The 20111-nt window shown below is 67.9% G+C and carries 19 protein-coding genes; 10 read left to right on the forward strand and 9 right to left on the reverse strand.

The window, feature by feature from the left end:
• Positions 1-45: 45 nt before the first annotated feature.
• The 3 genes from ABGB08_RS05890 to ABGB08_RS05900 are packed head-to-tail and all read left to right on the forward strand — an operon-like array spanning position 46 to position 2792.
• Positions 46-1218 carry an Ig-like domain-containing protein gene (locus ABGB08_RS05890; protein WP_347587086.1) on the forward strand — a complete coding sequence of 391 codons (1173 nt, stop codon included), beginning with the start codon at positions 46-48 and terminating at the stop codon, positions 1216-1218.
• Between the two features lie 57 nt (positions 1219-1275).
• Entirely contained in the window at positions 1276-1707 is a 432-nt protein-coding gene (locus ABGB08_RS05895) for an NfeD family protein (protein ID WP_347587088.1), read from the forward strand.
• 2 nt (positions 1708-1709) lie between these two features.
• Positions 1710-2792 carry an SPFH domain-containing protein gene (locus ABGB08_RS05900; protein WP_347587090.1) on the forward strand — a complete coding sequence of 361 codons (1083 nt, stop codon included), beginning with the start codon at positions 1710-1712 and terminating at the stop codon, positions 2790-2792.
• 245 nt (positions 2793-3037) lie between these two features.
• Here ABGB08_RS05900 and ABGB08_RS05905 read toward each other — a convergent pair whose 3' ends face one another.
• Together ABGB08_RS05905 and ABGB08_RS05910 are read right to left on the reverse strand one after the other, a co-directional pair.
• Positions 3038-4663 carry a GTPase gene (locus tag ABGB08_RS05905; RefSeq protein WP_347587093.1) on the reverse strand — a complete coding sequence of 542 codons (1626 nt, stop codon included), beginning with the start codon at positions 4661-4663 and terminating at the stop codon, positions 3038-3040.
• Entirely contained in the window at positions 4660-6372 is a 1713-nt protein-coding gene (locus tag ABGB08_RS05910) for an ABC transporter (protein ID WP_347587095.1), read from the reverse strand. Before ABGB08_RS05910 ends, ABGB08_RS05905 begins: the two co-directional genes overlap by 4 nt.
• A gap of 309 nt (positions 6373-6681) precedes the next feature.
• Here ABGB08_RS05910 and ABGB08_RS05915 point away from each other — a divergent pair, with 309 nt between their 5' ends.
• Together ABGB08_RS05915 and ABGB08_RS05920 are read left to right on the forward strand one after the other, a co-directional pair.
• A complete protein-coding gene (locus tag ABGB08_RS05915) occupies positions 6682-7059 on the forward strand; it encodes a hypothetical protein (protein ID WP_347587097.1) in 378 nt (125 codons plus the stop codon).
• A gap of 43 nt (positions 7060-7102) precedes the next feature.
• Positions 7103-8281 (forward strand): serine hydrolase domain-containing protein, encoded by a 1179-nt coding sequence (locus ABGB08_RS05920; RefSeq protein WP_347587099.1) that lies wholly within the window; start codon positions 7103-7105, stop codon positions 8279-8281.
• A gap of 14 nt (positions 8282-8295) precedes the next feature.
• Here the strand turns inward: ABGB08_RS05920 and ABGB08_RS05925 are convergent, their stop codons facing one another.
• The gene (locus tag ABGB08_RS05925; protein WP_347587101.1) at positions 8296-8784 is read right to left on the reverse strand and encodes a hypothetical protein; all 489 of its coding nucleotides are present in this window, start codon (positions 8782-8784) and stop codon (positions 8296-8298) included.
• A gap of 232 nt (positions 8785-9016) precedes the next feature.
• Here ABGB08_RS05925 and ABGB08_RS05930 point away from each other — a divergent pair, with 232 nt between their 5' ends.
• On the forward strand, positions 9017-9793 hold the full coding sequence (locus ABGB08_RS05930; RefSeq protein ID WP_347587103.1) for a methyltransferase domain-containing protein: 777 nt from the start codon (positions 9017-9019) through the stop codon (positions 9791-9793).
• A 37-nt stretch (positions 9794-9830) separates the two neighbouring features.
• On the opposite strand, the gene hemC is transcribed toward ABGB08_RS05930, so the two are convergent.
• The 3 genes from hemC to ABGB08_RS05945 form a co-directional block, all read right to left on the reverse strand.
• A complete protein-coding gene (gene hemC / locus ABGB08_RS05935) occupies positions 9831-10799 on the reverse strand; it encodes a hydroxymethylbilane synthase (protein WP_347587105.1) in 969 nt (322 codons plus the stop codon).
• A 267-nt stretch (positions 10800-11066) separates the two neighbouring features.
• The gene (locus ABGB08_RS05940) at positions 11067-11642 is read right to left on the reverse strand and encodes a hypothetical protein (protein ID WP_347587107.1); all 576 of its coding nucleotides are present in this window, start codon (positions 11640-11642) and stop codon (positions 11067-11069) included.
• Complete coding sequence (locus tag ABGB08_RS05945; RefSeq protein WP_347587109.1) at positions 11642-12016, reverse strand: ATP-binding protein; 375 nt, start codon at positions 12014-12016, stop codon at positions 11642-11644. Before ABGB08_RS05945 ends, ABGB08_RS05940 begins: the two co-directional genes overlap by 1 nt.
• A 368-nt stretch (positions 12017-12384) precedes the next feature.
• Here ABGB08_RS05945 and ABGB08_RS05950 point away from each other — a divergent pair, with 368 nt between their 5' ends.
• A complete protein-coding gene (locus tag ABGB08_RS05950) occupies positions 12385-13698 on the forward strand; it encodes a helix-turn-helix transcriptional regulator (RefSeq protein ID WP_347587111.1) in 1314 nt (437 codons plus the stop codon).
• A gap of 131 nt (positions 13699-13829) precedes the next feature.
• Here ABGB08_RS05950 and ABGB08_RS05955 read toward each other — a convergent pair whose 3' ends face one another.
• On the reverse strand, positions 13830-14282 hold the full coding sequence (locus ABGB08_RS05955) for a MarR family transcriptional regulator (RefSeq protein ID WP_347587113.1): 453 nt from the start codon (positions 14280-14282) through the stop codon (positions 13830-13832).
• A gap of 2 nt (positions 14283-14284) precedes the next feature.
• Positions 14285-15859: an MDR family MFS transporter gene (locus tag ABGB08_RS05960; protein ID WP_347587115.1), complete on the reverse strand. Its 1575-nt coding sequence runs from the start codon at positions 15857-15859 to the stop codon at positions 14285-14287.
• A 420-nt stretch (positions 15860-16279) separates the two neighbouring features.
• On the opposite strand from ABGB08_RS05960, the gene ABGB08_RS05965 reads away from it, so the two are divergent.
• The gene (locus ABGB08_RS05965; protein ID WP_347587117.1) at positions 16280-16765 is read left to right on the forward strand and encodes an NUDIX hydrolase; all 486 of its coding nucleotides are present in this window, start codon (positions 16280-16282) and stop codon (positions 16763-16765) included.
• Here ABGB08_RS05965 and ABGB08_RS05970 read toward each other — a convergent pair.
• Positions 16735-18057: a helix-turn-helix transcriptional regulator gene (locus ABGB08_RS05970; RefSeq protein ID WP_347587119.1), complete on the reverse strand. Its 1323-nt coding sequence runs from the start codon at positions 18055-18057 to the stop codon at positions 16735-16737. The two genes, ABGB08_RS05965 and ABGB08_RS05970, sit on opposite strands and share 31 nt — an antisense overlap.
• A 194-nt stretch (positions 18058-18251) precedes the next feature.
• Between ABGB08_RS05970 and ABGB08_RS05975 the strand changes: the two genes are divergently transcribed.
• Together ABGB08_RS05975 and ABGB08_RS05980 are read left to right on the forward strand one after the other, a co-directional pair.
• Positions 18252-19358, forward strand: a complete 1107-nt coding sequence (locus ABGB08_RS05975; RefSeq protein ID WP_347587121.1) for a glycosyltransferase family 4 protein — start codon at positions 18252-18254, stop codon at positions 19356-19358.
• A complete protein-coding gene (locus ABGB08_RS05980; protein ID WP_347587123.1) occupies positions 19355-20089 on the forward strand; it encodes a hypothetical protein in 735 nt (244 codons plus the stop codon). The genes ABGB08_RS05975 and ABGB08_RS05980 overlap by 4 nt, the downstream gene beginning before the upstream one ends.
• Positions 20090-20111 lie beyond the last annotated feature (22 nt).

Below are 20111 nucleotides of genomic sequence, written 5' to 3' on the forward strand. Positions count from 1 at the left end.
ACCCTAGGGAGTCCCCCGAGTAGCAAAGGCAGGACCATGCGCCGCGTGATCGTTCTCGTGACCCTGTGCTCCGGGTGCACGTCGGTGACGGCGGGAACGCCGCAGGTCACTGCGCCGATCATCACGATCTCTCCCCGGCCTGACGACCTGCGAGCCCGCCCGGACCTGGGGCTGGTCGTGCGGGTGCGGTACGGCACGCTGACCGGCGTGACCGCGTTCGCGGGCAGCAGACCGGTGCCGGGCATCTTCAACGGCGACCGTACGGCCTGGCGCTCGACCTGGACCCTCACCCCCGGCATCGACCACGTGGTCAACGCCTCCGCCACTGGCGCCGGAGGCGCTGTCCGCCAGGCGAGCAGGTTCCGTACCCTGCCGCCGTCCGGACCCGCCGGAGACGTGGCCATCGCCCCGCTGCCCGGCGAGACCGTCGGCGTGGGCATACCGATCGTGGTGACCTTCAACACCCCCGTCACCGACCGGGCCGCCATCGAACGCGCCCTGGAGGTCAAGGCCTCCCGACCGGCCGAAGGCGCCTGGCACTGGTTAGGCCCCAACCAGGTCGTCTTCCGCCCGCGCCGGTTCTGGCGGGCCCGCCAGCAGATCGTCCTCACCGCTCATCTGGGCGGCGTGCGCCTCTCCCCCGGTGTGTACGGCACCGCCGACCGCACCGTCAGCTTCACCATCGGCCGCAAGATGACCAGCACGGTCGACACGCTCACCCACCAGATGATCGTCAGACGCGACGGCGCGGTCGTCCAGCGCATGCCGATCAGCGCCGGGAGGGCCACGAGCCGGGAATACACCACCACCAGTGGGATGCACCTGGTCATGGACAAGGGCAACCCGGTCCGCATGGTGTCACCCGGCCGTCGCCGGGGCGAACCCGGCTACTACGACAAGCTGATATCGCACGCTGTCCGGATCTCCAACAGCGGAGAATATGTGCACGCGTTCAACAACATCTGGGCCCAGGGACGGCAAAACGTCAGCCACGGATGCGTGAACGCCTCGCCCGCCCAGGCCGCCTGGTTCTACGCCAACTCGCTGCGCGGCGACCCCGTGCTGATCACGGGCACCAAGCGGGTGCTGGAACCTGACAACGGCTGGGGTTTCTGGCAACTTTCGTGGCAGGAGTGGCTCGCTGGAAGCGCACTGCATGCTCCAACGCTTGTGAATTCGTTCATCGCCCCGCCCCTACGCCCGGTTTCTGACATGTAGCGTGAAAAGTGGAACCCCGCAGAGTAGGGATCCGTTGAACGCTATGGAGGGCGGGCAATGGACTCGTGGATCGTCTGGTTGATACTCGCGGCGGCACTCGGCGTCGCGGAGATCTTCACGTTGACCGCCGCGCTGGGGCTCATCTCGGTCGCGGCCCTGCTCACCGCCGGAGTGGCAGCGGTCGGGCTCCCGCCCGCCCTGCAACTCCTCGTCTTCGTGCTCACTTCGATCTCTGGCGTGGTGGTCATCAAGCCCATCGCCCAGCGCCACATACAACAGGCTCCGGCCCAGCGGTTCGGGGTGTCCGCTCTGGTCGGCAAGTCCGCGTACGTGACCCGGGAGGTCACCGGCCGGGATGGCCGGGTCCGCATCGGCGGGGAGGAATGGTCCGCTCGGGCCTATGACGAAACCCTCGTCATACCCGTCGGCGCCACCGTCGACGTCTTCGAGATCGAAGGAGCCACCGCGCTCGTCTACCCCCGGGAGTGACCATGGAAGTCGCCCTGCTCGTTGTTCTGATCTTCGTGGTGCTGTTCGCCATGACCACGGTGCTCCGGTCCGTACGGATCGTGCCGCAGGCACGCGCGGGCAACGTGGAACGGCTCGGCCGATATCACCGGACGCTGGAACCGGGGCTGAATTTCGTCATCCCTTATGTGGATCGGGTTCGGCCGCTGATCGATCTGCGGGAACAGGTGGTGTCCTTCAAACCGCAGCCGGTCATCACCGAGGACAACCTGGTGGTGGACATCGATACCGTGCTGTACTTCCAGGTCACGGATCCGCGGGCGGCCTCCTATGAGATCGCCAACTTCATCCAGGGTGTCGAGCAGTTGACCGTGACCACGTTGCGGAACGTGGTCGGCGGGATGGATCTGGAGATGACGCTCACCTCGCGGGACACCATCAACAGCCAGTTGCGGGGGGTGCTGGACGAGGCGACCGGGAAGTGGGGCATCCGGGTGAACCGGGTCGAGATCAAGGCGATCGATCCGCCGCGGACCATCAAGGAAGCCATGGAGAAGCAGATGCGCGCCGAACGGGACAAGCGCGCTGCGATCCTTACCGCCGAGGGTTTCCGGCAGTCGCAGATTCTTACCGCCGAAGGTGAGAAGCAGAGCGCGATTCTGCGCGCTGAAGGTGAGCGGACGGCTCAAATCCTGAAGGCCGAAGGTCAGTCGCAGGCGATTGACGAGGTCTTCCAGGCGGTTCATCGGAACGACCCCGACCCGAAACTTCTCGCCTACCAGTACCTGCAGATGCTGCCCCAACTCGCGCAGGGGCCTGGCAACACGTTCTGGGTCATTCCCAGTGAGGTCACCTCGGCCCTGCAGGGTGTCTCGAAGGCCTTCACCGAAGCCCTGCCGCAGTCGGCCGCGACCCGCGAACGCCAGGTCAGCCAGGCCGGCAGCGAAGCAGTCGCCGAAGCGGAACGCGCCGCCGCTCAAGCCAAGGCCGAAGCGGATGAGCCCCTGGGACTGCCGCGGTCAATCGAATCCGGTAACGCCGTGACCGACGCTTTGAAGGAGTTCACGGCCCAGCCGGAGCATGCCGAAAGGCCTAGGGAGAGCTGAGGTCGCTGGCTGAAGGGCAGCGGGCCCTGGAACGGCTGAGGGGTTCGCTGCCTGGAGGCTGGGCGCGTAGCGGGAGGAACAGCTGAGGCTCGCTACCTTGAAGGGCTGAGCGCCGTAGCGGGTGGACGGGGCGAAGCCCCCGGAGCGGGTAATTTCCTGGGGGGCGGGGCGGTAGCCCCGGAACGAATACAGGGTGGGTGGGTGGGTGGGTGGGAAAAACCACCGCTCCAAGCACTCCGGTTGGGTTAGCTGGAGGCTGTTTTTATTGACTTGGTGAAGTTTTGGAATCTTGTTAGTTCTTCTTGGGCTGGGGTGAGGACTAGGCGTTCGCCTACCTCGGTGACGCTTGTTTGGAGGGCTTTGTTGGCTTTGTGGGCGCGGTGTCTTCCGCCTAGCCAGGCTGCCAGGCGGGAGAGGAGGGCGACGAGCAAGCCGGTGATGGCTCCGCCTAGGAGGAGGGCGGTGGGCCAGGGGAGGCGTCCGATGGTGGGGGCGGAGGCTTCTGGGAGTTGGAGGTAGCTGAGGCCGAAGTAGACCAGGAGCCAGAGGGCACCGGTGATCATGATGGCGAAGAGTAGCCACTGGAGGAGGCCGACCGCGCGCCACCAGTGGGGGCGTTTGGAGACGCCGAGCGAGGTGGTCGCGACGGCTTGGTCGAGGGTGTCGGCGAGGTCGTCGGTTCTGCTGCGGGCCGCGTGCCTGACCACTGCCGCCCAGGGTTCGGGGACTCCGGTGGCGACATCTGAGCCGATCTGCCTGATTGCCGTGTCCAGCTGTGATCGTTGCACGGCGGTCGGGCTGGGCAGCGAGCTCCGTCCGGCCACCCAGACATCGCTGGGTGAGCTCCCGGAAGACGGGGTGAGGTGGAAACGCCGTAGCGGATCGGGGCGGAATTTGCGGAGCCAGCGGGTGATGGGCCAGCCGGTGGCCATGATCGCGCGGTGGCGGTGTGCTTTGGCGACGGCTTCCACGACCAGGGGCACGCCGGCGGCTTGGGCGAGGGCGTCCGCGAGTGGCTTGGTGAGGCGGTCGACGGAGTCCGTACCGGATCTTGGGGTGAGGTTGGCGGCGGCGGCGAGGGTGTCGGCGGCGGTGACCACGTCGGCGGACAGCCGGGCGGACCAGGCGCGGCGGCGGGCCACCTTCTGGGTGAGCATGCCACGCAACTCGGTCAAACCCTGTCCGGTACGCGTCGAGGTGCCCAGCACCGGAACCCCATCCAGTCCGTCCTGCGCGAGCAGTCGCGCGAGGTCGTCCAGGCAGCGCTTGATCGCCTGTTCGGGCAGCCGGTCGATCTGGTTGAGCACGATGACCGTGACGTCTTTGTGGCGGGCCAGCGGGCGCAGGTAACGATCGTGGATGGCCGCGTCCGCGTACTTCTGCGGATCAAGCACCCACACCAGCAGATCGACGACGGCGACCAGCCGATCGACCTCCTGCCGGTGGGACAGCTCGATCGAATCGTGGTCGGGCAGGTCGAGCAGGATCAACCCGGACAGCGGATTGTCCCCGCTGCCCATCGCATGGCGGCGCGGCACATCCAGCCAGTCGAGCAGCGGCCCGGAACCGTCCGGATCCCAGAGCGCCGCCCGCGCCTTCGACGTCGTCGGCCGGGTCACCCCCACCGGCGAGAGCGACGACCCGGCAAACGCGTTGAACAGCGACGATTTCCCGCTCCCCGTGGCCCCGGCCAGCGCCACCACGGTGTGATCGACCGACAGGCTGCCCCGCACCCCGGCCCGCGACACCACCTTCCGCGCCTCCACCACAACCGACCCTTCCAGCCGCCCCTCAGCCAGATCCGCCGCCGAACCGAGCGCCTTCAGCCGATCCTCCAGCGGAACCTCCCGACCCCTGCGCAAGATCTTCACGCCGGAAGCTCCCGTTTCCGCTCCTGTACGGCCCGCGCCGCCACCCGCAAGGCCCCCGAATCCGGCGCACCCAGACCCTCAAGCAGCGCGGTGAAGCGCACCTCCTCACCGTCCAGCAACGATCGCACCCGAGCCCGCAGATCGGCCCGCGCCCGATCGGTGAGTGTGCGCACCGCCTGATCCCCGAAGACCGCTTCGAGTAGTTTCTGGCTGAGCACGCTGGTGCCGCCCGCGATCCCGATCTCGATCCCGGTCAGGCCGCCTGTGGACGCGAAAACGGCCAGCATCAGCAGCAGGCCGAGACCGTTCACCCCGAACGACGCCGCCCTCGCCGAGCTGCGCTTGCCGGCGCCCTCGGATCTGACGAGATCGAGCACGTACCCTTGCCAGTCGCGCACCGCGGTCGCCGCCTGCCCGGCCAGTCCTTGCGAGGATCTCCCGAGCCGTCCTGCCGTGGCGACCCCCGCGCGTTCCAGCAGATCTCGCCCCGACGGCGTGGCCAGCCACGACTCGACGGCACGTTCGGCCGCGCCGTCGGCGGTGGCCCTGATGAGGGACTCGACCCCGCTCTCCAGGGCCGTTCTCAACTGACGGTCCTGGGCAGGCCTGCCGGTGATGACGGCCGCGATCCGGTCGCGCAGCCAGCCGACCCTGGTCTCCAGCGACCGCATCAGGTCGCCGGTGCCGATGAAATCCTGCCAGCGGGCCAGCACCTCGCCGCGCAGCAGCGAGCCGTCCCGCATGCCCTCGTCGAATCCGCTCATTCCGACGTCGTAGCTGCGCTCGGCCATCCCCCGCAGTTCCCCGATGCCGAGCCGCTGCCGATCCGCCGCGTCGGCCAGCACGGGAACCCGTACGGAGAGGCTGTCCAGCGCCCCCGCCAACGTCTGCCGGACCACCTCGCCGCGCGCCTTCGCGTCGGCGGACAGGTCGGCCAGCCACTCCTTCACCGGGCGTACGACGGTTTCCGGCAGGCGGGCGTTCTCCTCCGGAAGAATCAGCTCCGGGATCACGAAAAGCGGCGTCCCGCCCAGGCCATTGGCTCCGAGCAGCCGCCGCAGGTCCTTGCTGACCGGATCGAGCGCCTCCGCCGGAACCCGCTGCAGGATGATCCCCAGCGCCGTGCTGCGCTCCCTGGCGATCCGGAGGAAACCCCACGGCACCTCATCGGCGTACCGGGATGCGGTGGTCACGAACAGCCAGAGATCGGCGGCGGCCAGCAACTGCGCGGCCAGCTCACGATTGGCGATGACCACGGAATCGATGTCAGGCGCGTCCAGCAGGGCAAGCCCTTCCGGCAACGACGCCGTTTCGACGATCTTCAAGGTGCCCGGTTCGCCGGACCCCATCCCCGTGACTCGCGGCAGGCCAGGCAGCACATGGGTGGCCGTGAACCACGACGCGTCCTCCGGATTGGCCACCAGCGTCGGTGCCAGCGTGGTCGGCCGCAGCACCCCCGGCACGGTCACGTCCGTCCCCACCAGCGAGTTGACCAGGGTCGATTTCCCGGCCCCCGTCGATCCGCCGACCACCGCAAGCAGTGGCGCGTCAATCGCCGCCAGCCGAGGCAGCAGGTAGTCGTCCAGCTGCCCCCGCAGCTCCTTCAAGGCACGCCGATCAGCCGCCACGTCTCCGATCGCCAGCGGAAACAGGTCGTGGTCAAGCTGACTCCGCAGACTCCGCAGAGCCGCCAGCAGCTCATCGGCCATGCCCCCGACCTTCCCGGGGGATGGCCTCCGCAACGCGCCACCACACACAAATTTGCCGAGATATCGCCGTACGCCCCGAGAAAACCCCCAACCACATGCCGAAATATCAGCGTAGGTACCCGACGCCGCTCACCTCGTTTCCCCGCGACGCCGGGATCCGAGATAACTTCGTCTCCGTTGTTGACGATATTTCCCATCCAGCGCTAGCGTTGTCTCTACCAGAGACGATGTTCAACGGATCCCGTCGGCGTCTCCGGCGTGGTAGTAGTGAGACCCCCAGAGGAGGCCGGACAGACAAGTTGGTGCACCATGACCGAGCACTTCCTCGGCGTTCTCGGCATCGGCGAGGCGCTGGGAGTGAGCCGGCACGCGGTGCACAAATGGCGCTCCCGGTATCCGAGCGACTCGACTCACCCGTTCCCCGAACCCGACGTCGAAATCGACGGAGCTCCCGGCTGGCGAGCTGACCGGCTGGACGAGATCGTGCGGTGGCGCAACGGCCTGCCGGGCCGCGGCGCGGGCGGCGGCCGCCCCTCCGCCGCACGTCAGGAATACCTCCAGGCAGCGGCGGCGCGCGGCCTCGACCGAGACGAAGCGTTGCGTGCCCTCGTCACCTTCACCGAAGAATTCCCCGAGATGACCGAGCCGGAACTCTGCGCCTGGCTCATAGAGAAATGGCGCCCCTAGGACTTCCCGGCGCTCCCCCGTACACCAGGAAAGGCGATGACGCATGCCCGAAATCGGCGGACACACCGCACCAGGATTCGAAGGATTACGCGAAGCGTTCGCGGCCAACCTGGCCCACAACCGGGAAATAGGCGCCGCCGTCGGCGTCTACCTGCACGGCCGGAAAGTCGTCGACCTGTGGGGCGGAATCGCCGACCCCGAGACCGGCCGCCGCTGGGAGCGCGACACCCTGCAAGTCGTGTTCTCCACCACCAAAGGCATCACCGCCGCCTGCGCGCACCTGCTGTCCCAGCGCGGCCACCTGGACCTCGACGCACCCGTCGCCGACTACTGGCCGGAGTTCGCGGCGTACGGAAAGGACCGCATCCCCGTCCGCTGGCTGCTCACCCACCAGGCCGGACTGCCCACGATCGACCACCCGATCACCCCGGCGCAGGCGATCGCCTGGGACCCGATGGTGACCGCGCTGGCCGCCCAGCGCCCCGCCTGGGAGCCGGGCACCGAACACGGCTACCACGCGCTCACCTACGGCTGGCTGGTCGGCGAGGTCGTCCGCCGGGCGACCGGCCGCAGCCTCGGCTCCTTCCTCGCCGAAGAGATCGCCGCACCACTCGGCCTGGACTTCTGGATCGGGCTGCCCAAAACCGAGCAGCATCGGGTCAGCCGGATCGTCGCCGCACCCCTGGACCTGGACGCGCTGGCCCACATCGACCTGGGCGCCTTCCCCGAACCCATGCGCGAGGTGATGAGCGCGTACGCCGACCCCACGTCGCTGACCATGCGGTCGTTGACCGTCGTCACACCGCCGCTGAACCACAACGACCCCGACGAGCAGGCCGCCGAGATGCCCGCCACCAACGGCATCTGCACCGCCCGCGCGCTGGCCCGCTTCTACGCCGCGCTCATCGGCGAAGTCGACGGGCATCGTATTCTCGAACCCGCCACCTTGGCGGCGGCCACCGCGGAACAGGTCAGCGGCATCGACCGCATCCTGCGCATACCCGTCCGGATCGGCACCGGTTTCGGCCTGCCCACACCCGACGTGTTCTGGTACACCCCGACCGCCTTCGGCTTCCCCGGCCACGGCGGATCCCTCGGCTTCGCCGACCCGGCCACCGGCCTCGCCTTCGGCTACGTCATGAACCACATTCAGGACGGCGCATCCGATCTGCGAGCCGCCACCCTCCTTGACGCGGTCCGGCGCGCGATGCTCAACCCTTGAGCCCGCCGCGACTCTCAGGCGCTCTGCGAGGGCGTGCCTCCGCCACCAGGCGACGGCCGAGTGGGCATCAACGCACGGCACTTCTCCAGCGCCTCCGCCACCTTCGGATCCGCTTGGTCGAGATCCTGGAACCCGCGCACGTCCTCGACTCCGTTGTCCTTCATGCAGGTACGGAACGCGTTGAGCGCGGAATCATCGAAATTCCCCCGCTGCCCCGGCCCACCGGACGGCATCAAGGACCGGCACGCTTCCATCGCCGCCTGAGCCTCCGGACCCATGGCGCCGAAACCCCCCTGACCACCCTGCCTGCCACTCGGCCTTGGAGACGGGGACCCACTCGGCCGAGGAGCCTGGGTCACCCCATGCTCGCGCAGGCAGTCGGTGAACGCCGAACGCTGATCACCCGAAGGTTGTGCGCCGGTGGGCACGGTGTCCTCCCCGCCACAAGCGGCAGAGGCCAGCACGACAGCGGCAACGGCGACGATCCGAAGGTACGCGATCACGGAGCAGACTCCCGTGGACTCGGGGCCGGGGGGTTCCGGCGGGTCCCATCCCAGAGCATGCGATTAGGAACCGCTTGAACCCCGGCTGTGAGTCACCTGTCAATCCCAAATGCTCCCGCCCCTAACCAATGGGCGTGAGCGGATGTCTGGGTCGCGAGGCGACGGCGTGGTCTGCACGGGGTCTTGACGCCTTCTGCTCCTGGGCTGCGTATGCGTCTGGTTGGGTGTGAGCGTGATCGAGAACAGCAGCCTGTCCCGTCCTGACCCGATCGTCTATCTCGATCAGGTAGCCGCGAGCGCGCCGGGGCGGGCCTATAAGCAGCAGGTGATGGATCTGCTTGAGCTTCAGCCGGGGCAGACGGTGCTCGATATTGGCTGCGGGCCGGGGACCGACCTCGCGGCTATGGCCTCTGCCGTCATGCCGAGCGGCATGGTCATCGGTGTCGACCGCGATCCGCTGATGGTCGCGCAGGCTCGGGTCCGCCTGGCTGAGCAGCCCTTGATCGAGATCCGCTCGGGCGACGTGCACGCGTTGCCGTTGGACGATGGCAGTGTCGATCGGGCTCGCACCGATCGTGTGCTCCAGCATGTAAGCAACCCGTCCCAGGTGCTGGCCGAGTTTCGCCGGGTGGCCCGCCCCGGGGGACGCATCGTCATGGCCGAACCCGATTGGGAAGGATTGCTGATCGACTCCGTGCAGCCCGCCACGGGCCGAGCACTGATCCGATTCATCACAGTGGAGATCATCCGTAACGCGACCATCGGCCGCAGTCTCCCGCGGCTTTGTGTGGATGCTGGCCTCAGCGTGCGGTCCGTCATCACCGTGGCGCCGGTGTTTCGTGACTTCACCATGGCTGATCAGCTCTTCGGGCTGCGCCGTAACGTGGCCCGAGCCATCGATGCCGGCTATCTCGACGCCGATGGCGAGCAATGGATCGAGGACATCGCGGCTCGGCCGTTCCTGGCCACGGCCCTGTTGTTCCTGGTAACAGCCGAGGTCCCTGCTTGAGGAGAGGTTCGCTGGTCGCTCATGCCGAACCTCCCGGTCAGTGCGGGATGCCCCGGATGATGTCCCGAGCCCCCTTACGCCCCAGCACCGACGCCACATACGCGCCCAACTCCTCCGCCCGGTTGGGGGTGTCCCACTCGTGGGCGTACGCGAACTGGCCGCCCTCTCGCGTGAACACCATGCCGATCAGTGACAACTGACCGTCCGGCGTGGTGTGGCAGTGCCCGGCGATCGGGGAATTGCAGTGGCCCTGCAAGGCGTGCAGCATCGCCCGTTCCGCTCGGACGTGGACCCGGGTCTCCGCGTGATCCAGCAGCCGCAGCAGTTCCACCACTCCCGCGTCACTCTCGCGGCATTGCAGCCCGATCACCCCCGCACCCACCGCGGGACACATCACATCCAGCGGCAGCGCCTCACCGATCCGGTCGTCCATGCCGATCCGCCGCAGCCCGGCAGCGGCCAGAACCAGCGCCTCGAACCGGTGCTCCGCGTCCAGGCGCGCCAGCCGCGAGTTGACGTTCCCCCGGATCCGGTCCACGTGCAGATCAGGGCGATGCCGCAGCAACTGCGCCTTTCGGCGGACCGATGAGGTCCCGATCGAGGTGCCAGGCGGTAGCTCGTCCAAGCTTCGGAAGGGCGAGCCGTTCCGCCAGACCACCACGTCATGCACGTCTTCACGCTCCAGGTAGGCCGCGACGCAGGTACCGGGCGGAGGCGGGATATCGCCAGGCACGTCTTTGAGGCAGTGCACCGCCGCATCGACCACGCCCATCACCAGCGCCCGGTCGATCTCCTTCATGAACGCGCCCTTGCCGCCCAGCTCCGCCAGATCTCCCTGCCAGCGATCTCCACTGGTCTCGATCCCGACCACCTGGACCTCCAGGTCCGGGCAGATCCCGAAAATCCGGTCCGCCACATCACGCGCCTGACCCATCGCCATGGGCGAGGTCCGCGTCCCCAGCCGCAGAGCCCGCCCCTCCAGCCCCTGGGCCACGAACCTCCGCATCAGCGACGCTCGATCATGGTCAAGCCCGCTTCCCGCTCCCCGTCCGACCACCGACAGCGTCGCTCTGCTCACGCGCCCTGCCACCGCCCTCACCCTCCTGACTGCCGAGCCCATTTCTTGATCTCAACATCGGTACGGGACCTCATGCGCCTCACGACCATCAGTCGCCAAGGCCACCATCTTGATCACATAGGCGACCGGGTGCTGGTCCGGGCCCCCGATTTCGCACGCCTATCCTTCCCTCACGGCCGGGACGGCGTCTCACACTCATGCCAGGACGCGCGACACGTCCGGCCGGCGATGCTCTGCCAGGTGGTTGCCCTGGCGACGGCTCGCGTTCGCGGGGATGGGTACGGGACGGTGGATGGGCCAGTCCTCGCAGGGCGCGGCGAAGGTGCCCCGGTAGGGGACGCTGTAGGCCCAGCCCAGATACTCCAGGCGGCATTTGGCCACTTCGGCGACCTCGTCGCTGACCTGATAGCGGGCTCTCAGCTCCCGCTGGGTGCCCACCCGCTCGTGGACGGCGATCTCACCGTCGCGGATGCGGGCCGCGAGATGGTCGGAGACCGCGACGATCCGCTCCTCCATACGCGCGGAATAGAACGACGTCCATTCCTCACCGGGGTTTCCGACGACCAGACCCACAGACGGATCCAAGCGGATCAGCCTCCGCCTTTTGAGCTGACGCCAGATCCACAGGGCCTGCGTGGACGCGAGGTTGTAGGTGGCCACCAGCTCAGCCGCGCTGGGCACCCGAACGCCTGGCGCGAGTTCACCACTGATGATCCGCGCTGCTAACTCATCGACGATCTTCTGAACGTGCCTCAAAGCCCACGCGGTCATCAGGCCACCTCATCAAGGATGGCGTAGACGACCTTTCCGCCGGTCACCGGCAACCGGTATCCCCATACCGCCGCCAGCGCGTCGACAAGCAGCAGCCCACGCCCGCCGACGTCCTCCGCCGAAGGGTTGACCAGCTTCGGCGGTAGACGGCTGCAATCCCACACCTCCAGGACGACGCGCCCGCCGATCCGGTAGAGGCCGACCCCTACGATCCCTAGCTGGCATTCCCCCTGTCCGCCCGGCGCGCCTAAATCGGCACCCGCCGCTGTGACATCAGCGGTGGCCTGGACCGCGTTCGCGACGAGCTCGCCGATGACGAGCTGAGCACACTCGACGAGATCCGCTCGCCCCCACGCGGTGAGCGTCCGCCCCACACGGCGACGCGCGATCGAAGCCGAAATTGGATACGCCAGCAAACGCTCACACGAACGCTGCGGAATCTGGATCGGTTCCGCTCTACCTGGTTTCCGGTCTACACCCCCTCGCGTAACTCCGGACGAATCATCTAGAAAACGATCATTTCGCTGGGCATAACGGCTGCTACTATTCTGTGCCATTGAGTCAGTGCCCTCTTCCGGATCGAGGACTCGGCTGATCGTTCACAGCGCCAGCCGAACCCGCGTGAGTTTCGTGGTTTGTCGCGCACAGCAGTGCCATAATTGGCCAAGCACCAGGAACTGAAAAGACGAATAGCGTGTCGAGACGCCAATGACACGCGGCGACACGATCGCGAGGGATTGTTATGGCCAACCCGATCGACCCGAAACAATCGCCCTGGAATCTCCTCGGCATGGCCCTCCGCCATTGGCGTAAAGACATCCGCGATATCGGGCTCCGCCCCCTCGCCGATGAGATCAACTGGAGTTACTCTCACCTCGCGAAATGGGAACGGGGAGAGCAACAGCCACACGCCGATGCGATCAAGGCTCTGGATGCCAGACTTAACGCGGGTGGATATCTTGTGGCACTTCACGCGGCCGTATCCGAGCTTGACCAACTCCGCAGGGGTACCCTCGATGAAGAACCCCTCGACGAGGACGGCTATATGGAACGCAGAGAACTTATGCGGAACGCCGCAGCCTTCGCTGCTGCCGGTGCAGTCGCTCCCGTGCTCACCACCCTGACCGACGCGTGGCGTATGTCATCACCAGATCGCTCCCTGCCCGGCGCAAGCGTGACCCAGGCGATGATCGATGACTGGGAGAACGCGGCGGATGTGCACGTCAGGCGGGCATATTTCGATCCGCCCGCTACCGTCCTCGCCGCCGTCGCGGTGGATTACACCGACATGGCTCCCCACCTAAGTCGCACTCAGCCTGCCGCCCTACAGCGCGATCTCACCCATGCCGCCGCCCGGCACACGGCCGTGATCGCGGGAAAATGGTTCGACCTGGGCAACCTCCGCGAAGCACACCGCTGGTGGGCCAAAACCCGAGAGCTGAGTATCCAATCCGCGGACCCGCTACTGGCGTCATCTCTGCGGAGTTGGGAGGTGAGTTACCGGCGACAAGACCCCCACGAAGATCTCGCCGATGTGCTCTCGACAGCGCGGGAGGCACGACGCCTCGCCGGAGACCGCCCGAACGTGGCACTCGTCACAGCGCTAAGTGCCGAAGCTCAGACCCTCGCATCGATGGGCCGCACCGACGAAGCGGTCACCGCGCTCCTCCGAACCGAAGAGGTATTCACCCGCCTCCCAGCCCAGATCACGGCGGATCGCGACTGGCTGCGACGGGGAACCTATCTGGACCGGAGTCTCATCTATACCCTCGCCGGCGATAACAGGCGGGCCGCCGAGGCGCAAAGCGCCGCCCGGAATCTCTATCCGGCGACGCACCGGTCTGCGATCGTGATCCAGCTCCATGGTGCCGCTCTCCAGGCTCGCACCGACCCGGAGCAAGGTGCCGACGAGGCGCTTCGGATCGTCGGGGCGCTCCCCACCGGCCGACGAGACACCAGAGTCCTGCGGGCAGCTCACATCGTTCTGGATGTCGCGCCCGAGAATGCCCGCTTCCTCCCCGCCGCTCGGGAACTTCGCGCCCTCACCGCAGCCTGAGCAAAGGCGAAGCACTCTCGGCTGTCCGACAGTTCAAACGTCACACCAAACCCCTGACCAGGGAACGGCCAGCATCCCCGAAGAGCCTGTCTTTGTACCCCGACGGGTCGGGTGCCACCGCTCTGCCCGGATCAGGGGTGCGCTGTGCCGAGTATCTTGTTGTATTCGCTGAGAAGGTCGACGAAGTTGGCCAGGTTCTCGTCTGGCCAGTCGCCTAGTTTGTCGTCGAAGCGTTTGCGTAGGCCGGTGGTGGCGTCGGCTACCCGCTGGGCGGCGGTGTCGCTGGCCGAGAGTAGTGTTGCGCGGCCGTCGGCGGGGTCGGGGCCGCGGACGATCAGGCCGAGGTCGGCGAGGTGGGTTAGGAGGCGGCTGACCGCGCCCTTGTCGATGTCAAGGTTCTCGACGATCGACGTGGCGCGGGCGGGGCCGTGGTCGGTGAGCCAGGCCAGGATGAGGTAGCCGGAGGGTTGTAGTTCCGGGTGGACTGCCCGCGCGCGCTCAGCGACCACACACTTGATCCGGCGCAGCAGGATGGCCATCTCGCTTTCGAGGCGGCGCATTGAGTCGACCCGGCTTCTGGTCACGGTCAGCCCGTTCCCTGGGCGGCGACCTGGTCGGTTGAGTGCAGGGTCGTACGGAGCGGGACTTCCTTGATGAACAGGACGCACACCAGCGCCAGGGCGGCGAAGGGCACCGAGACCAGGAACAGTTCGGCGATCGAGGCGCCGAAGGCGTGCTCGAAGACGGCCCGGATCGGGGCGGGCAGCGTGCTGAGGTCCGGGATGCCGTGCGCCTGCTGGCCACTGCCGTCGATGCCGAGTCCCTTGAGGCCGCTGGTCACCTTGTCGGAGACCTGGGCCGACAGCAGGGCGCCGAGTGCGGCGACGCCGACCGTGCCGCCGATGGAGCGGAAGAACGCCACGAGCGAGCTGGCGGCGCCCAGATCGGCCAGCGACACGATGTTCTGTACGGGGATGACGAGATTCTGCATGGAGCCGCCGACGCCGATGCCGAGCAGGGCCATGTAGACGCCCACCAGGACCAGGTTGGTGGTCTCGTCGATCGTGCCGAGCAGGGCGCATCCGGCCACGACGAAGATCATGCTCGCGGCGAGCCACACCTTCCACCGGCCGGTCATGCTGATGGCCCGGCCGCTCACGACGCTGGAGACGAGCAGGCCGCCGACCAGGGCGATCGACATCAGTCCGGCTTTGGTGGGCGACATGCCGCGAGCCAGCTGGAAGAACTGGCTGAGGTAGACGGTCGAGGCGAACATGGCGATGCCCACGAACACCGAGGCCAGCGTGGCGAGAACGATCGTACGGTCCTTGAACAGGCCGAGCGGGATCACCGGTTCACGCGCGACGCGTGCCTCCACGAAGACCGCGATGGCGATCAGCACCACGCCGCCGCCGACCAGCAGAGCGCTGGTGCCAGAAAGCCACGCGTACTGGTTGCCGGCGAGCGAGACCCAGACGAGCAGCAGCGAGACGCCGGCCATGATGAGGGTCGCGCCGAGGTAGTCGACGCTGACGTCACGCTTGACCACGGGCAGGTGCAGGGTCTTCTGCAGCAGTACGAACGCGGCCACGCCGAACGGCAGGCCGATGAAGAAGCAGCCGCGCCAGCCGAGCGCGCTGTCGGCCACGAGACCGCCGATCAGCGGGCCACTGACGGTCGCGGCCGCGAACACGGCGCCCATGTAGCCAGAGTAGCGGCCGAGGTCGCGCGGGCTCACCATGCTCGCGATCACAATCTGGACCAAAGCCATCAGACCGCCGACACCGAGCCCTTGCACGAGCCGGGCGCCGATGAGGGTGCCCATGTTCGGCGAGATGCCCGCCACCAGCGAGCCCGCGATGAAAATGCTGAGCGACAGCTGGACGAGAAGTTTCTTGCTGAACAGGTCGGCGAGTTTGCCCCAGATCGGCGTGGTCGCCGTCATCGCCAGCAGGGTCGCGACGATCACCCAGGTGTAGCCGGTCTGGCTGCCTTTGAGATCGGCGACGATGCGTGGCAGCGCGTTGGTCACGACGGTGCTGGAGATCATGGCGACGAACATCGCCAGCAGCAAACCGGACAGGGCCTCCAGGATCTCGCGGTGAGTCATCTGTTCGGACGCCTCGGGGACATCAGCCACCAAGGATCGCGCTTCGGACACGAGTGCTCCGATTCATCGGCAAAAGGTTGAATTTAGTCAACCATAGGAGGATTTTTCGCCCGACATCGGCTCCCGGCGAAGGGGCAGACAAGCCCTGTACGAGGCCTCGCCAACGGCTACCAGGTGCGCGGGCTGGCCTGCTCGCCTCGACCCCGATCGGCTTCCTCAAACTGGGTTCTCTTGAGGACGCCTCACCTTGACAGAGGAAATCTCCGCTCGTGTCACCACCGACCGCTCGTGTCACCGCCGACAACGACCCACACGCCCGCCACCGAACCCGCTGACCTGCGGCTACATTAGCTTGGTAGTTTTTTCGGGTATTTCAGCAGGCGCCAGCAGGGGCGGAATCTCCCCCTTTCTGAAGGTAAAGTCTCGTCTCTTCGCAGGCACACATCACGGCCAGCCGTTACGGTCTGCGAGGTGAGCGACGACGAATATCAGCGCAGCCTCCCCAGAACACCAGCAGCGGCAGCCCTGCTGCTGTTCGACGAGCACGGCAGGGTCCTGCTCGTCCAGCCCGCTTACAAGCAGGACGGCTGGGAGTTCCCCGGCGGCGTGGTCGAGGCGGGAGAGACGCCGGCGGAGGCTGCGGCCAGAGAGGTCAAGGAGGAACTCGGCTTGACCCGCCCGACACCAACGCGACTGCTGTGCGTGGACTGGATGCGGGTCCGGGAAGGCGAGCCCGGCGGCCCAAGAATGGTCTTCGACGGGGGACTGCTGACCTGGGAGGAACAACAGGCGATCCAGTTCCCGCAGGAGGAACTACGTGCCTGGGACCTGGTGGATCCGGCCGACGTCGATCGGTTCCTCCCGCCCGAGCGGGCGGGCCGGTTTCGCGCGGCCCTGGAGGCGCGGGCGAGCGGCGCGGGAACGGCTTACCTGGAGGACGGCCTGTCTCTCACCTGACGTGCGGCTCTGACTGCTGCGGCCAACTCCGGCACTCCCACGACCTTCGGGTGGCGCTGCACCAACTCCACAGCGATCTTCCGGATCGAGAGCCGGTCGCGGACCTCGCCCGGTGCGTGACGGCAGGCGGCCAGCAGTTCCCGCGCGGTCTGCTCGGGCTTTCCCCACTGCCACCAGGCCCTGGCGAGGTCGGTGTGGAGCCGGCCGCGCCGCTCGGGACTGGGGAACATGCTCGCGCGCAGGCCCCGTCCGGCCGTTAGCGCAGCCCCTGCGTCTCCCAGTGACCAGTGCACGCCGACCTTGTACAGGCCGACCGCGGCCGGGGAGACGGTGAACGGCTGGGAGGCGATCGGCTGAGAGGGCAGGCGGGCGGCGGCGCGCTCGGCCTCGCCGATCAACTCCAGCGCGCGGTCGCGGTCCCCGACCTGTGCAGCGATGTAGGCGCTGGTGCACAGTATCTGCGCATACGTCGCGGCCTGGGCGGAGGTGACCAGGCCGGTGGCTTCAACCTGGCCGGCGGCCTGCATGATGACCTGGTCGGCGATGCGGTGGCGGCCCTCGTGCCGCAGCACGATGCTCATGCAGCGGGCGGCGGCGGCCGCCGCGATCGGTGACTCCGACAGCCTGGCTGCGCTGGCCGCGCGATCGGCGGTGATCCGGCTGGCACCGTGATGCCCGATCTTGTCGAGAGCCTCGGTCGCGACCATGTAGCAGTCGGCAACCCCAGCATGGACCGCCGGGCCATCGCCCTGCTCGGCAGCGTAGTGGGCCGTCGCTATCAGATCGGGCAACTCGGCGACGAGGCCGGCCAGATCGCCCGCGTCGAACTGGCGTCGGGCCCGGGCCAGCCGCTGCGCGAGTCCGGCCGGGGTGGCGGGGCGTGCCGGTGTGGGGAGTAGGACCAGGGCGTCGTCGAGGCGGGTCAGCAGCGGTAGCGGGACTGTCAAGCCCGCGGCGGCGATGAAGCTTCGACGGCGCACAGGATTCTCCTCGGCTCGATCGGCACCCGCCGCGGCGGGTGGCTCGGCGGGGATTCCCAGGAACACACTAAGCAGATCGGTGGGCAGGGCAACTGCCCGCGCCACACGGATGAGGATGTCGACGTCCGCGCAGACCCGGTGCCCGGTCTCCAGGCGGGAGATCGTCGAGGCGGAGTAGCCGGTCGCCCGGCCCAGATCGGCTTGCCGCCAGCCGTGGGATTCGCGGGCGAGCCGGATTGCGCCGCCGAGGTTCCGGGAAGCGATCAGCGCCCGTGCGCGGGCGGAGTCCCATAATGCGTCGTGCGTGCCCATCGCGGCTCCCGCGTGATCACACAGATACTCCTCGTGGTCAGAATATGGCCTGTCGGCAGGACCGTCGAGGGCGTTTGCAGGAAACGCATACCGTTCGCGCATGCTGCACGAATCCTTCCTCCTGCTCGTGTGGCGCGCTGTCGTAAGGGGCGACCCGGCCGTGCAAGACCGGCTGGCAGAGCGAGGGGGACAGGATGCGGATAGTGCTGACATGGCTCTCGACCGCCTACGGCGGTGCGGAGATGCTCATGCCGGAGATCGCCGAACAGCTCGCGCTGCTCGGCGCGCAGGTCTCGGTGGTGTGGTGGCGCCTAGGCGGCCCTAGCTACCTCGGCTCGGCCGAGCGGGTACAGCTTCACGAGGCGACAACAGCATCCGGCTACCGGGCGGCGCTGGCAGCGGCAATCGGCAACAATGCCGCAGGCACGGTGGTCATCTCCAATCACCGGACCGTCCCGGTGGACCTCGACCAGGCTCAGAACGTTCCGGTGCTGGCCGTGGCCCACGCGATCCTGCAGAAGGGAGAACCGCTGCGCCTGGTCGACCCCGGCAGCGGCGAACTGGTCGGGCAGGCGCCGGAACACTGGCCCTGGCACCTGCTGGAGCGGGCCGCCTGCTGGGTGGGCATCAGCGCCGCCTCGGCCGACTCGGTCCGCGCCGTGGGCCCGCCCGGCCTCCCGGTGACCGTGATTCACAACGGGGTGGCGGTTCCGGAGCGCACGCCCGCGCGGGCCGAGCGCGGGCAGCTGCTGCGGGTGGCGGCGGTCGGGCGCCCGGTCGCCTGGAAGCGGCTGGAGGACATCGTGGCGGCTGTGGCACACCCGATGCTAGCCGGGCGTATCCACCTGGACGTCTACGGGCAGAGCGGCAGCGCCCCGCAGCGGCTGGCGGCCGAACTCGGTCTTCCCGCCACCTTCCACGGCTGGATCGACGATCTCCCGCGACGGCTTGCGCGGGCCGACGTTCTGGCGTGCGCGGCGCTCATGGAAGGCTTCGGGCGGTGCGTCATCGATGCTGCCGGCGTCTCGACACCGGCGATCGTCCCGCGTGCTGGGGCCGGCCCTGAGGTGGTACTCGACGGCATCACCGGCTACTGCTACGACCCCGCCGACCCCGACGGCCTGGTGCTCGCCCTGCGCCGCGCCGCCGACGCCAGCCCCGCCCAGCTCGCCGCAGTGGGCCGGGCCGCCAGGGCACGTGCTTTGGCCTGGTTCACCCCCGGGCGATGCGCCGCCCAGTATCTCCAGCTGGCCCACGAGACGCTGGCCGCGCCCTGCCAGCCCGCGAGGAGGGTGGCATGATTGCCATCCCCGCCCTCGGCGACATCGTCAGCCTGGCCACCGACCCGCTCCTGCACGAATGGGGCGTGGCGGCGGCGCTGGATGCCCGACCCCTGGACGGACTCGGCGCCTTCGCCAGCGACGCCTTCGCCGCCGTGTTCGCCGCCAGGGGCGGCAGCATGATCCACCCGACCGCGAAGATCTCCCCGTTGGCGCACATCGGCCCGAACGTGGTGATCGGCCCGGGCTGCATCGTGCACGAGTTCTCCACCGTGCGGCACAGCGTCCTGTCCGCCGGCGTGCAGATCGGCTTCGGCTGCGAGGTCACGCATTCGGTGATCGCGCAGGAGACACGGCTCGCCCACACCATCCACCTGGGCCACAGCATCGTCGGGCAGAGCTGCCACCTGTCCGCACAGCTCGTGATCGCCTCCACGCACCTGTGGTGCCAGGACATGGGCAATCCCGACCGCGAGGTGACCATCCGTCTGGCCGATGGGACGGTCTACGGCACCGGCCTGGTGAAGTTCGGGGCGATTCTGGCTGACCGGGTGCGCATCGCGATGGGCGTAACCATGGGCCCGGGAGTGGTGGTGGGCACCGCAACCGTGCTCTACCCGGGAGTGAGACTTGCGGCCACCGTCCTACCCGCCGGGCACGTCGTGCGGCCGGCACCCGTGTCGCTGTCCGTTATCGCACGTTGTGACCGAGTGGCGGCAGAGGTGCCGGTTGCCGAGAACTACGCCATCTGAATACTGCGGAGCCGCCCGCCTC

This window comes from Acrocarpospora sp. B8E8 (genome assembly GCF_039871605.1).
In the GTDB taxonomy this organism is placed as follows: Bacteria; Actinomycetota; Actinomycetes; order Streptosporangiales; family Streptosporangiaceae; genus Acrocarpospora; species Acrocarpospora macrocephala.

Bases quoted from the DNA above. Each gene is read 5' to 3' on its own strand.
- hemC (WP_347587105.1), bottom strand. From the start codon at position 10,799: ATGCGGAGGTTCGTGGCCCAGGGGCTGGAGGGGCGGGCTCTGCGGCTG.
- ABGB08_RS05920 (WP_347587099.1), top strand. From the start codon at position 7,103: ATGCCCGAAATCGGCGGACACACCGCACCAGGATTCGAAGGATTACGC.
- ABGB08_RS05975 (WP_347587121.1), top strand. From the start codon at position 18,252: ATGCGGATAGTGCTGACATGGCTCTCGACCGCCTACGGCGGTGCGGAG.
- ABGB08_RS05980 (WP_347587123.1), top strand. From the start codon at position 19,355: ATGATTGCCATCCCCGCCCTCGGCGACATCGTCAGCCTGGCCACCGAC.
- ABGB08_RS05915 (WP_347587097.1), top strand. From the start codon at position 6,682: ATGACCGAGCACTTCCTCGGCGTTCTCGGCATCGGCGAGGCGCTGGGA.
- ABGB08_RS05970 (WP_347587119.1), bottom strand. From the start codon at position 18,057: ATGGGCACGCACGACGCATTATGGGACTCCGCCCGCGCACGGGCGCTG.
- ABGB08_RS05950 (WP_347587111.1), top strand. From the start codon at position 12,385: ATGGCCAACCCGATCGACCCGAAACAATCGCCCTGGAATCTCCTCGGC.
- ABGB08_RS05910 (WP_347587095.1), bottom strand. From the start codon at position 6,372: ATGGCCGATGAGCTGCTGGCGGCTCTGCGGAGTCTGCGGAGTCAGCTT.
- ABGB08_RS05940 (WP_347587107.1), bottom strand. From the start codon at position 11,642: ATGACCGCGTGGGCTTTGAGGCACGTTCAGAAGATCGTCGATGAGTTA.
- ABGB08_RS05895 (WP_347587088.1), top strand. From the start codon at position 1,276: ATGGACTCGTGGATCGTCTGGTTGATACTCGCGGCGGCACTCGGCGTC.
- ABGB08_RS05900 (WP_347587090.1), top strand. From the start codon at position 1,710: ATGGAAGTCGCCCTGCTCGTTGTTCTGATCTTCGTGGTGCTGTTCGCC.